Source organism: Flavobacterium hauense (assembly GCF_054457175.1).
The window spans coordinates 53,337-65,737 of the sequence record NZ_JBTKVX010000003.1; the positions used below are offsets into that span (position 1 = coordinate 53,337).

At 40.5% G+C, this 12,401-nt stretch carries 15 protein-coding genes; 9 read left to right on the forward strand and 6 right to left on the reverse strand.

Annotated features, from left to right (window positions below):
* The first annotated feature begins 9 nt into the window (after nucleotides 1-9).
* A complete protein-coding gene (locus tag ACX0HA_RS02475; RefSeq protein ID WP_458843690.1) occupies nucleotides 10-885 on the forward strand; it encodes a carbon-nitrogen hydrolase in 876 nt (291 codons plus the stop codon).
* A 55-nt stretch (nucleotides 886-940) separates the two neighbouring features.
* A complete protein-coding gene (locus ACX0HA_RS02480; protein WP_458843691.1) occupies nucleotides 941-2,005 on the forward strand; it encodes an agmatine deiminase family protein in 1,065 nt (354 codons plus the stop codon).
* Nucleotides 2,006-2,084: 79 nt separating this feature from the next.
* Here the strand turns inward: ACX0HA_RS02480 and trxA are convergent, their stop codons facing one another.
* Complete coding sequence (gene trxA, locus ACX0HA_RS02485; protein ID WP_458843692.1) at nucleotides 2,085-2,384, reverse strand: thioredoxin; 300 nt, start codon at nucleotides 2,382-2,384, stop codon at nucleotides 2,085-2,087.
* Between the two features lie 86 nt (nucleotides 2,385-2,470).
* A complete protein-coding gene (locus tag ACX0HA_RS02490) occupies nucleotides 2,471-3,883 on the reverse strand; it encodes an MBL fold metallo-hydrolase (RefSeq protein WP_458843693.1) in 1,413 nt (470 codons plus the stop codon).
* A gap of 191 nt (nucleotides 3,884-4,074) precedes the next feature.
* Here ACX0HA_RS02490 and ACX0HA_RS02495 point away from each other — a divergent pair, with 191 nt between their 5' ends.
* A complete protein-coding gene (locus ACX0HA_RS02495; RefSeq protein ID WP_458843694.1) occupies nucleotides 4,075-5,652 on the forward strand; it encodes a L,D-transpeptidase family protein in 1,578 nt (525 codons plus the stop codon).
* Between the two features lie 172 nt (nucleotides 5,653-5,824).
* Here ACX0HA_RS02495 and ACX0HA_RS02500 read toward each other — a convergent pair whose 3' ends face one another.
* Nucleotides 5,825-6,136 carry a winged helix-turn-helix transcriptional regulator gene (locus ACX0HA_RS02500; RefSeq protein WP_458843695.1) on the reverse strand — a complete coding sequence of 104 codons (312 nt, stop codon included), beginning with the start codon at nucleotides 6,134-6,136 and terminating at the stop codon, nucleotides 5,825-5,827.
* A gap of 139 nt (nucleotides 6,137-6,275) precedes the next feature.
* On the opposite strand from ACX0HA_RS02500, the gene ACX0HA_RS02505 reads away from it, so the two are divergent.
* Complete coding sequence (locus tag ACX0HA_RS02505) at nucleotides 6,276-7,019, forward strand: SDR family oxidoreductase (RefSeq protein ID WP_458843696.1); 744 nt, start codon at nucleotides 6,276-6,278, stop codon at nucleotides 7,017-7,019.
* Nucleotides 7,020-7,102: 83 nt separating this feature from the next.
* On the opposite strand, the gene ACX0HA_RS02510 is transcribed toward ACX0HA_RS02505, so the two are convergent.
* The 3 genes from ACX0HA_RS02510 to ACX0HA_RS02520 all read right to left on the reverse strand — a co-directional run bounded on the left by ACX0HA_RS02510 (nucleotide 7,103) and on the right by ACX0HA_RS02520 (nucleotide 8,648).
* Entirely contained in the window at nucleotides 7,103-7,630 is a 528-nt protein-coding gene (locus tag ACX0HA_RS02510) for a C40 family peptidase (RefSeq protein WP_458843697.1), read from the reverse strand.
* Nucleotides 7,631-7,765: 135 nt separating this feature from the next.
* Nucleotides 7,766-8,053 carry a putative quinol monooxygenase gene (locus tag ACX0HA_RS02515; protein WP_458843698.1) on the reverse strand — a complete coding sequence of 96 codons (288 nt, stop codon included), beginning with the start codon at nucleotides 8,051-8,053 and terminating at the stop codon, nucleotides 7,766-7,768.
* On the reverse strand, nucleotides 8,043-8,648 hold the full coding sequence (locus ACX0HA_RS02520) for an NAD(P)H-dependent oxidoreductase (protein ID WP_458843699.1): 606 nt from the start codon (nucleotides 8,646-8,648) through the stop codon (nucleotides 8,043-8,045). The genes ACX0HA_RS02515 and ACX0HA_RS02520 overlap by 11 nt, the downstream gene beginning before the upstream one ends.
* Before the next feature lie 102 nt (nucleotides 8,649-8,750).
* Between ACX0HA_RS02520 and ACX0HA_RS02525 the strand changes: the two genes are divergently transcribed.
* The 5 genes from ACX0HA_RS02525 to ACX0HA_RS02545 all read left to right on the forward strand — a co-directional run bounded on the left by ACX0HA_RS02525 (nucleotide 8,751) and on the right by ACX0HA_RS02545 (nucleotide 12,399).
* On the forward strand, nucleotides 8,751-9,662 hold the full coding sequence (locus ACX0HA_RS02525; RefSeq protein WP_458843700.1) for a LysR family transcriptional regulator: 912 nt from the start codon (nucleotides 8,751-8,753) through the stop codon (nucleotides 9,660-9,662).
* 67 nt (nucleotides 9,663-9,729) lie between these two features.
* The gene (locus ACX0HA_RS02530; protein WP_458843701.1) at nucleotides 9,730-10,161 is read left to right on the forward strand and encodes an SRPBCC family protein; all 432 of its coding nucleotides are present in this window, start codon (nucleotides 9,730-9,732) and stop codon (nucleotides 10,159-10,161) included.
* A 246-nt stretch (nucleotides 10,162-10,407) separates the two neighbouring features.
* Nucleotides 10,408-11,202 (forward strand): HipA family kinase, encoded by a 795-nt coding sequence (locus ACX0HA_RS02535; protein ID WP_458843702.1) that lies wholly within the window; start codon nucleotides 10,408-10,410, stop codon nucleotides 11,200-11,202.
* Nucleotides 11,180-11,563 carry a DUF3037 domain-containing protein gene (locus ACX0HA_RS02540; RefSeq protein ID WP_458843703.1) on the forward strand — a complete coding sequence of 128 codons (384 nt, stop codon included), beginning with the start codon at nucleotides 11,180-11,182 and terminating at the stop codon, nucleotides 11,561-11,563. The genes ACX0HA_RS02535 and ACX0HA_RS02540 overlap by 23 nt, the downstream gene beginning before the upstream one ends.
* 281 nt (nucleotides 11,564-11,844) lie before the next feature.
* The gene (locus tag ACX0HA_RS02545) at nucleotides 11,845-12,399 is read left to right on the forward strand and encodes a helix-turn-helix domain-containing protein (protein ID WP_458843704.1); all 555 of its coding nucleotides are present in this window, start codon (nucleotides 11,845-11,847) and stop codon (nucleotides 12,397-12,399) included.
* The last annotated feature ends 2 nt before the right edge of the window (nucleotides 12,400-12,401 follow it).

Sequence of the window (12,401 nt, forward strand, 5' to 3'; positions counted from 1 at the left end):
TGTAATACCATGAGTAAAGTAAAAGTAGGACTAGTACAGATGAGCTGCGTTAAAGACAGGCAGCCTAACATAGATAAAGCTATAACGGAAATTCGTAAAGCTGCTGCCGACGGCGCACAGATCGTTTGCCTTCAGGAGCTGTTTACCTCACTGTATTTTTGTGATGTTGAGGATTACGACAACTTCAAGCTTGCCGAAGCCATTCCCGGCCCAAGCACTGAGGCTTTAAGCCCTATTGCCAAAGAACTTAATGTAGTGATCATCGCTTCATTGTTCGAAAAACGTGCCGAAGGCCTTTACCATAATACTACTGCCGTTATTGATGCTGATGGTACTTACCTTGGTAAATACCGAAAAATGCACATTCCGGACGATCCGGCTTTCTATGAAAAATTCTACTTTACCCCGGGCGACCTGGGTTATAAAGTATTCCAGACAAAATATGCCAAGATAGGTATCCTTATCTGTTGGGATCAGTGGTATCCGGAAGCAAGCCGTATCACGGCGCTTATGGGCGCAGAGATCATGTTCTACCCTACCGCTATCGGTTGGGCTACAGATCAGGATGAGGAAACCAACAAAGAACAATATGACGCTTGGCAAATCATTCAGCGTTCACATGCCGTTGCTAATGGTGTTCACGTGGTGAGCGTAAACCGTGTGGGCTTTGAGCAGGACGGTGCCATGAAATTCTGGGGCGGAAGCTTTGTGGCTAACCCACAGGGTAAGCTGATGTACCTTGGCTCTCATGAGAACGAAGAAACTACCGTAGTAGAGCTTGATACTCAAAAAACTGACCATTACCGCACACACTGGCCTTTCCTTCGTGACAGAAGAATTGACAGCTACCAACCTATTACGAAACGTTACATTGACGGAGAGTAATTTTTTGTCCGAGGTTTAAAGTTTAAGGTTGCCACACATATCCATATAGATCAAAATGACATTCAATACACCGACCCCAAAACAACTGGGTTTTTCATTCCCGGCAGAATTTGCAGAACAGCGTGCGCTATGGCTTTCATGGCCTCATAAAGAGGCTTCATGGCCGGGTAAACTACATACTATCTATAAGCCATACTGCGAGTTCATACTTCAGGTATCTCGTCATCAGAAAGTATGTATCAACGTTAGCGATGCTGCCATGCAGCAATTTGCACTGACTGAAATCGAGAAATTTGCACCTACAGTTCCGGGAGCAAGGCTTAATGTAATAAGCTTTTACCTGCACCCAACTAACGATGCATGGTGCCGCGATCATGGTCCTGCATTTGTTATAAACAAACAGACTGGCGAAAAAGCTATTGTTGACTGGGGTTATAATGCATGGGGCGATAAATATCCTCCATACGACCTTGATGATGTTATACCAACACGTATAGGTGAGGCATTAGGGCTGAAAGTTTTCCATCCGGGTATCGTGATGGAAGGCGGAAGCGTTGAGTTTAATGGCAAAGGTACGCTGATGACTACCACTGCCTGCCTGCTTAACGAGAACCGTAACCCACACCTGAACCAAAAACAGATTGAAGAATACCTTTCTGAATACTATGGGGTTGACCATATCCTTTGGTTAGGCGATGGTATTGTTGGTGACGATACCGATGGCCATATTGATGATATTACCCGTTTTGTAAATGAGGATACCGTAGTTACCGTAGTTGAAGAAAATAAGAATGACGATAACTACGAACTGCTTCAGGAGAACCTGAAAAGCCTTCATACCATGCGCCTTCAGGACGGTAAACAGCTTAATGTTATTGAGCTGCCAATGCCTAAAGCCGTTATTTATGATGACCAGCGACTACCGGCATCGTATGCCAATTTTTACATTGCAAACAAAAGCATTATTGTTCCTACCTTCCAGGATAGTCTAAACGATACTAAAGCTTTAGACATTATACAATCGTGCTTTAAAGACCGTGAGGTTATCGGCATCGATTCTACAGATCTTATCTGGGGATTAGGCAGTTTTCATTGCCTTAGCCAGCAGGAACCATTGTAGTAAAGAGTGGTCAGTGTTCAGTAGTCAGTTTACCTAAGTCTTATTTTGAGTGAAGCTACTGCCAACTGAACACTGATCACTAAAAACTATTGATAGTCCTGATCAACTCTTCCTTCGGTACTACCCCACTCTGTCTCCACAGCATTTTGCCATTCTTAAACAGCATCAGTGTTGGAACGCCTTTTACCTGAAATTGTGGGTTTGACATCAGCGCCTGATTTTTGTCAACGTCTACTTTTATAATCTTGATTTTGTCCCCAAGGGTATCCTTAACTTCCTTTAGTATTGGCGCCAGCATCTGGCAGGGTCCGCACCAGGTAGCAAAAAAATCGACAAGAACCGGTTCGGGGCTGTTTATGAGTTTATTGAAGCTTTCCATATCTGTTTAATATCTGTTACTTCAAAAGTACAAAAAAAGCCCCGCTCATCCTAAGACTGCAGGGCCGGCACTACGTTAATAATTGGTTATAATAGTGTGGTTGGACATATATATTCTGTAATCGGTACGTGGGTTTTACATAGTTCGGTGAAACCCCCTTCGACATCAAACAAATTTTTATAGCCTAGTCCGTCAAGTATAGAAGAAGCAATCATACTGCGATACCCTCCGGCACAATAGATAACAAAAGGCATATAAAACGATATTTTTGCAAGATGCTGATACAGCGTATTTAGAGGTATATTTATTGCTCCTACAATATGCTGGGTATCAAACTCACTTTTTTTCCTTACATCAATCACATAGGGCGATCCGGCATAATACTTATCAAAATCTGCTGCAGTAATCCTGTTTATCGTACGTACTTTTTTGCCCGATTGCTTCCATGCTTCCATCCCCCCTTCCAGATAGCCTATGGTAGCATCATACCCTACCCTCGATAACCTGATCAGGGTTTCTTCTTCTTTACCTTCATCGGTAACAAGAAGTATCTTTTGATTAATATCCGGAATAATCTCGCCAACCCATGTTGCAAAACTACCCTGTAACCCAATATTTATACTAAAGGGTATAAAGCCTTTTGCGAATGCAGCGGCATCTCTGGTGTCGAGTATCAAAGCTCCTGTACTATTTGCCATTGCTTCAAACTCCTCAGCTGTGAGCGCTTGTTTTGCCTTTTGTAAAACAGCATCGAGATTTTCAGCACCTTTAATATTGAGCAATACATTCTTAGGAAAATATGCCGGAGGAATGGCAAGGCCGTTAAGCACTTCTTTTACAAACTCGTCTTCGGTCATGTCGCTGCGCAGGGCATAATTGGTCTTTTTCTGGTTTCCAAGGCTATCGGTAGTTTCTTTGCTCATCATCTTTCCGCAGGCACTGCCTGCACCATGATTGGGATATACGATCAGCGCATCAGATAGCGGCATGATCTTATTCCTGAGCGAGTGATATAAATGCCTCGCTAATTTATCCTGAGTCAGATCAGCAATCAGGTGTTGTGCTAAGTCAGGGCGCCCTACATCGCCGATAAATAATGTATCACCGGTTATAATACCGTGCTCAATGCCATTTTCATCAATGATGAGGTAGGTTGTGCTTTCCATGGTATGACCGGGAGTATGCAATGCTTTGATACTACATTTGCCAAGTGTAAATTCCTGACCGTCTTTTGCAATAAGTGCTTCATAATCGGGTTGGGCATTGGGGCCGAAAACGATCTGAGCTCCGGTCTTTGCTTTAAGGTCAAGATGTCCGCTCACGAAATCGGCATGGAAATGCGTTTCGAAAACATATTTAATAACAGCATTATCTTTAATAGCCCTGTCAAGATAAGGCTGCACTTCACGCAACGGATCAAAAACTGCTGCTTCGCCATTACTTTCAATATAGTAAGCAGCGTGAGAAAGGCATCCTGTATATATCTGTTCTACTTTCATGTTTTATCTGGATTTATACTGTAAAAATACTTTCGCGAAAAGTCCTGCACCATGATAATTGTCAGTTTCCAAAAATCATTTGTAATCCCTTAAGGGATAATCATAATTGTTCGTTAAACCCAGTAATCCCGACACAAAAGCTTATTTTTATAACAAAATATTTCTTACTTTTAAATCAAACTAAAAACGCCATGATAAAAACAAATCTAATCTTAGCCGGCATTCTTGCATTTACGCTAGCCACTTCCTGTAATAAAAAAAAGGATGGTGAAAACGTTACTGACAATACCGAAGTGCACGACCACGAAGACCCGACAATTCCTTTAGACACGACAAAGTTTGAAGCTTTCTTTCAAAAGCATCCTGACTTTAAACAATTTGAAAAAGAGGTAAGACAATTATATTCCAAACACCATCATTATGTATGGCAGGACAAGGGCGGGCTTATTGAGTTTGCCGATGTAATCCATAACAGGGTGAATCAGCTGGACAGTGAAGGCCTTGAATTAAAGATACCTTATAAAGAAGAGCTGAACGCTGTATTTGACGACCCATCAGGCAAGCCCGACACCAACAGCGAATTACTGATAAGCTCAATGTACTTTTACTATGCTAAAAATGTGCTTGAAGGGCTTGATACCAGCAAGAGCCAGGAAGTTGGCTGGTACCTGCCACGTCAAAGGGTAGATTATGTTGCTTATCTTGATTCGCTTATGCTGGACCCTAAACTTATCAAGAGGGATGAGTCGGAATTATTCAGTCAATATTACAACCTTAAGAAAGGACTTAAAAAATACCGCGAAATAGAGAAAAAAGGAAGCTGGGGCACTATCGCCCTTGATGAAGGCGTAAAATCGCTTAAAGAAGGTGATTCTGCTACTGCCATAGTGCAGATACGTAAACGTCTGGCACTAGAGGGCTACCTGAAAAATGATTCAGGGAAAGCTGTATATGACAGTGAGCTGCTTGGCGGACTTAAAGCGTATGAAGAGAAACATAACCGTGTTTTCGACGGTAAAATTGGTCCTGCGATAGTAAGGGAAATGAATGTATCCATAAGCCAGCTTATCAAGACCATATCAGTAAATATGGAACGCTGCCGATGGATATCTCCCAATATGGACAAAGCACCTGAAGTAATTGCTGTAAATATACCTTCATACCGATTGGTATATTTCAAAAAAGGAAAACCGGTATTTACTTCAAGGGTTGTAGTTGGTAAGGAACTGAATAAGACCGTTGTATTCAGCGGTATGATGAGCTACCTTAATTTTGCCCCTTACTGGAATGTACCAACCAGTATATTAAATAAAGAGATCAAGCCGGGTATTGCTAAGGACCCTAATTACTTAGCAAAACATAATATGGAATGGCAAAACGGACGCGTGCGCCAAAAACCGGGAGGACAAAACTCTTTGGGTAAAGTAAAATTCATGTTCCCTAACAGCAATAATATTTACCTGCACGATACTCCTGCAAAAAGCCTGTTTAATCAGGATGACAGGGCGTTTAGCCATGGATGTGTACGTGTAGAAAAAGCCCGTGACCTTGCTATAATGATCACAAAAGAAGATGGCAATTGGACCGAAGCCAAAGTAGATAAAGCAATGAATGCCGGAAAAGAAAGTACTTATGTACTGAAAAAGAAAATACCGGTATACATCGCTTACTTTACAGCCTGGGCCGATGAGAATGGTAACATCGCTTTCTTTGAAGATATTTATAAGCGTGACGAAAGGCTGGCAGGACTGCTGTATGCCGCAAAATAGTTAGCTGAATTATCAGGTTATTGAGTTTATGTGTTACATTCAATAATCAAGTTTAAAATATAAAACAGGTTATTCCGGGATGCGAAAAGCATTGGGTTTAACCTGTTTTGCTTTTATATATTTAGCAATACAGCATCTTGTCTGTACCTAACATATTAAATTTTGACACCAATTACCTTTCGCCAATTATTATCTCCCTGTGTTTTGTCCCCCAGGCGGCAAGATCATGAATAATGTCTTGTAGCGACCAGCCATATTCTGTTAAATTGTAATTTACAGTTACCGGCTGTGTATCCATCACAGTACGCTTTATCAGCTTGTTCAGCTCCAGTTCTTTTAGCTCCTTGCTTAGCTGTTTATTAGAAATTCCGTTAAGATCATTCAGCATCTCCGAAAATCGTCTTTCGTTATAATAGCACATGGACGATATGATGGAAATTTTCCATTTCCCACTTAATACATCCATTGCATCATGTATTGCCATGATGCTTTTTTTATGGCACATAGTTTCTGTCATAAGTTACCTGGTTACCCAAAAGTTACTGTTACTTTTAGTTATTAAGTTGCAAAAATAAATCAAATAGCGATAAGTTTGTATCACAATAAATTTAAATTTTCTAAAAATGAGTTTACAAAATAAAAACGTGATAATAGCAGGCGGGACTACAGGAATTGGACTGGCAACTGCAAAAGCATTCATTAATGCAGGTGCTAAGGTGTTGATTACAGGCAGGAACAGTGCCAATCTTCAAATAGCAGCCGATGAGATCAATAATGCAAATTTAAAAACCCTGGTTTCTGACACTTCAAATCTGGATGATATTTCGGTTCTGGAAAAAGCAGTAGCAGAGAGCGGAAATAAAGTAGACGTACTTTTCCTTAATGCCGGCATAGCCACATTTACGCCTATTGAACTTACTACTGAAGCTGATTTTGATGCACAATTTAATACTAATGTCAAAGGGCATTACTTTACACTTCAGAAATTACTTCCGCACCTTGCGGATGGCGCATCGGTAATATTCACATCATCGGTAGTAGCGACGGGTGCAGGTATAGGAAGCAGCGTTTATTCTGCCACTAAAGGGGCTTTAAATAAAATTGCCCAGATAGCAGCCAATGAATTAGCAGCAAGAAAAATACGTGTAAATATTGTAAGTCCGGGACCAATACAAACACCGGGACTCGAATCTGTAGTACCTGTTGAAGCTGTATCACAACTTGCTGCCGCTACCGCGCTTCAGCGTGTTGGTAGCGCCGATGAGATTGCAAATGTGGTACTGTTTTTAGCTTCAGATGCTGCAAGCTATATTTCAGGAACAGAGCTGGCTGTTGATGGTGGTTATTTAACCTATGCCCTTAAATAAAAAAGCGGTACTCTGAAAACACCGCTTTATTATATAATGCCGGAAGATAGAAAGTCTTCCGGCATTTTTTTGTTAATGATTTTCTAAAGCTTAAAAGGATCAATACACTTATAGAATCGTTTAGTGTACATGTCTGACCCCAATTCGCTTATGGTAACAGCCATTTCTTTACCTGATGAGGAGTGGATGAATTTAGACTTCATACCATTGGCTTCGCAGATGATACCAACGTGACCAACCGATTTTGTATCTCTATATCCGTAAAACACCAACACATCCCCCACCCTGAATTCTTCAGGTTTTAGCGGTTTGCCAAGATTGGTAAACCCCGACGAACTTCGCGGCAATTCCATATCAAAATGTTTGAAGACAAAATTTACAAAACCTGAACAGTCAAAACCATTTTCAGGACTACCACCTGCATAGCAGTATTTAGTACCCATATACTTTTTAGCGAATGCTACTATCTCTTCGCGTTTAGCGGTTTCAGCAGTGGTTTTGGTCTCCGTAACAACAGTGGTTTTCACAGGCTGTGACACCGTCACTTCTTTTTTGCAAAAGGCAAATGTAAGCGCCATTGCCAGCAGTAAGGGAGTTTTGTACATTTTCATAGGCTTATAGTTGAAATTCGATATAGCCAAAAATCAAACCATTATGCCGCATTAAAAAGTTAATTAACCTTTCTCAAACAAAAAAGCTGCTATTCATAACGAATAACAGCCCTCTGATTCCCCACAAATAATAATTTAAATTTTTACAGTTTTATAAACCGTCAATGGTTCTGCAAGCAATGATACGGAAGCTTCTACAAACGCCATAAAATGCGGCGTTTTGGTATGCTGTTCAAGACTTTCGGCATCCTGCCATATTTCATGAAAAACAAAGACGTTTGGCGACTCCGCTACCTGATGCAGGTCGTATTGAATACAGGCTTCCTCTTTGGTAGAACCTTCAACCAATTGCTGTAGCAGGGTTTGCATTTCATCTGCCCTGTCAGGAAGGGCTTTAACGATTGCTGTGATATTAATTTGCATATTCTTTAATAAAAAGGTTTTCTAAATGGCCTTTGTACGACCCCATTAATCCGTCGATATCTGGATTTTTCATAACATCGTGAAAATGCAATGATGGTAATGGTTGCAAACCTGTAAAGGCATTCATTCGGTGAAAGCCGTAAAGCACTCCGTCATCAACGCTTCTTTCGTTAAAGAACTCACCCGGTAGGGTAAAAGCTTCTTTAGGTGCATTCCACGAAGTGGTAACCATATATTTACGGCCATGCAGCGTTCCTCCAGTTCCGTAATTAATAGCAGGATTAGCCGATGTACGTCCGTCACTGTTATAGATTCCGTTCGCATGGCCTTCGGTAAATACCACATCGATGTATTTCTTAAAATCGTGCGGCAGTTGGAACCACCATATTGGTGTATGGTAAATAATCACATCGGCCCATACGTATTTGGCAACCTCTTGTGCAGGATCATAATCGTCGCTTATATTAGTGACCTTAACCTCAAAACCTTCGTTATTGGTAAAGAAATCAAGTGTATGGGCAGTAACCGTATCGTTGAACTTACCGCCTGAATGGCCAAAGTTCTGGCCTCCGTTAATAATGAATATCTTAGTCATAATATGTATCTAATGTTTAACGGTACAAATTTACAGCAACATTAACTATTATAAAAATAAGATAATTTATACATTTGCATCATAATTATAATAGTTATAGCCATGGTAAATCTAGAATGGTACCGCACTTTCAAAGCTGTATATAAAACCGGAACCCTTACAGGAGCTGCACAGGAGCTGTTTATTTCGCAGCCCGGTGTAAGCCTGCATTTAAGTTCGTTAGAGAATTATACCGGATACAAACTCTTTGACCGAAAAGGACGCCGCATGGCCCCTACCGAACGTGGTAAAGCCTTGTATAACTTTATAAACGATGCCCTGACCAAACTGGAAGAGGCCGAAAAGAATTTTCAGCGCAGTACTGAGAAACATACGCCAACCATTAGTGTAGGTATGTGTTTTGAAACCTTTCAGATCACGCTGGAACCTTACATAGCTACCCTGCCTTTTAATGTTATTATTCAGTTTGGGGAATATCCCGAAATGATCGAGAACCTTGAGAAAGGCATACTCGACCTTATTATTACCCCACAAATGGTACTAAGCAAGGATGTTGAGTATGAAGCTTTCAGTAAAGAGACCATAGTGATGGTTGGTGGCAATGACATTGATAAAGATGCGCTGAATACCATAGCCTCTCAAAACGACCGCAATGCCCTTGAAGTCTGGCTGAAACAGCAAAAATGGTACGGAACTACCGGCGATATGGAACACCTGCGCCGTTTCTGGCAACTGAATTTTAATAAATATCCTGATTTCAGGCCGAATTATATTGTTCCTAACCTCAATTCTATCGTGCGCTGCCTGGCGAGTGGTATAGGTCTTGCTGTAATTCCCGACTTCTTATGCCGACGCGAAATTGAAAGCGGACAAATACAGCTTATTTGGGAAGGTGAACCTAAACTGACCAACACCCTACATTTTGCGACCCGCAAAAAAACAATTTATGCAGATGAAATCGAAGTAATCAAAAATATCTTTAAGGGAGAAACGGTACTGGCAGATATGGTTTAACCTGCCATTAACTAATTGCTATATAATTGTTTGGTATTTTTATATATTAAAAACAAATCAACCGATTATGAAAGATACATATATAGCTGAAACAAAGGTATCCATAGATGCTCCGGCAGATAAAGTATGGAAAGCACTTACAACGCCTGAGCTTATTGCCAAATACTTCTTTGGCACAAAAGTCACTACCGACTGGAAGGAAGGCAGTACTATTACATACGAGGGAGAATATAACGGCACTCAATACAAAGATAAAGGTGTTATCAAAAAGTTTGAACCTAATAAGGTCTTTGCTTCAACATATTGGAGTTCAATGGGCGGTAAAGAAGACACCCCTGATAATTACAACCTCGTGACCTACACCCTTGAAGAAGGCCACAACAAAACGATACTGCATCTAACGCAAGACAATATAGCGACCGATCAGGAAAAAATGCATTCACTTACCAACTGGAACAGCGTTCTGGCAGAATTGAAGAATGTTGCAGAGATGTTGTAGCATCTTCTTAAAAAAAAAAAATAAAGGCAGAATACATTTCTAAAATTGTATTCTGCCTTTTCTTTTTAATAAAACCTAAAGTGTAACATTATTTTTCAACCACATGATTTCCAAACTTTTGACTCATGTTAATTTTGCGCATGAAAACGGCGTTTTTGGCACTTTTGTATGATGTAAAGTGCACTATTAAATTAGCAAAAATTCGGTATATTTACACTTCAATAAAAGCAGAAAAGCCTGTAAAATATGGAGAATGCACCGCATCTGCGTACGGTAAACGTTACGCGATACCTCACCCCCCTTCGTGAAGGCGGCTCACTGCCTGCCCTTGCCGAAGCTGACGACGAATTTAAATATGTACTTAAATTTAAAGGTGCCGGTCATGGCACCAAAGCCCTTATAGCCGAGTTGCTTGGCGGCGAAATAGCCCGTATACTAGGGCTTCCCGTGCCGGAACTGGTATTTGCCAACCTTGATGAAGCCTTTGGACGTACCGAAGCCGATGAAGAAATTCAGGACTTACTGCAAGGCTCTCAGGGACTTAACCTGGCATTACACTACCTGTCGGGGGCAATAAATTTTGACCCTGTGGTTACCGCTGTAGATGCTAAGCTTGCCTCACAAATAGTATGGCTGGATGCTTATATCACTAATGTAGACAGGACTTTCCGTAATACGAACATGCTGATATGGCATAAGGAATTATGGCTGATAGACCACGGGGCGAGCCTGTACTTTCACCATTCTTTCAGCGACCCTATCGGACACGCCAAAAGTCCGTTTGCACTTATAAAAGACCATGTGCTCCTGCCCCAGGCCTCACTTCTTGGAGAGACCGATGCCGAATATAAAGCTCTCATTACTGAGGAAACAATACGCGCTATTGTGAACCTCATCCCTGATGAATGGCTGCAATGGGAAGAACTTGAAAAGTCGCCCGAAGAGATCAGGGAGGTATATGTAAGCTTCTTAACGACACGATTAGAGAATTCAGCAATCTTTGTAAAACAAGCTACCGATGCAAGAGAAGCACTTATATGAGTATGCGGTAATTCGCGTGGTACCAAGGGTTGAGCGCGAAGAATTCATAAACGCAGGCGTAGTCCTGTTTTGTAAAAGACAGAAGTTTATTAAAGTTTTATTTACCATAGATGAAGCCAAACTAACCATACTATCGCCTGATGTTGATATAGACCAGATACGCCTGAACCTGGAATCATTCCAAAAAATTGGCAGTGGAGCCAAAAATGGTGGCCCAATAGCCTCCATGGAAGTACCGGAACGCTTCCGATGGCTTACTGCTGTGAGAAGTTCGGTAATCCAGACATCACGTCCGCATCCCGGCTTATGCACCGATTTGGAATACAGAGCTCAAAAACTGTTTGAAGACTACGTTTTATAGGTATTTATTGTTAACCTCTGACTAATATTAAAGGTGTTCAAATAGAGTTTTATAGCTTTTTTCTTATGAAATTTTACACTGTTAAGCAAGAAACTTCAAAATGTAAGATTCCTACATTCTAATCATAACAATTTAAAAGCCAATCATATATTTTGACTATTAACGGTTATTAGTAGTTGTAATATTACAATATGAAACATAAATGTTACAATATTATACACTACTCCGTAAATGTTAAAAATTTATTTTAATTTTACTTACTTATAAGCAAGGCACTATACATGGAACTTTACATAAAATACAATATCGACATGATGTGTAAAGTCCTGCTGCAGCAACAGCTGGATAAATTCAATATAGACTGTAGGGTGACTGAACCGGGATATGTTAAGTTCAAGGAAAACATACCTATGGAAACCTACAACAAGCTCATTGATTCACTCAGGGAGTTTGGCATTGAGATCGTAGATAACCAAAAAAGCATACTCGTACAAAAGATAAAAAATGTTATTATAGAAATGCTGTATGCCGATAAAGGTGTGCAATCACTTAAAATATCGTCTTATCTCTCGGAAAAATTGGGAGAAAGCTACAGGACACTTTCACAAGTGTTTTCTGAGGTGACTTTTATATCTATAGAAAATTTCATTATTTTGCATAAAATTGAACGTGTAAAACAGCTACTGCTGACGGAAAACCTTTCGTTAACGGAAATTTCCTTCATGATGAACTACAGCAGTGTGGCTTATTTATCACAACAGTTTAAAAATATTACCGGGGTTACACCCACCGCGTTTCAGAAAATCATGAAGCAAAAACGCTACACAGAAGTTTAAAA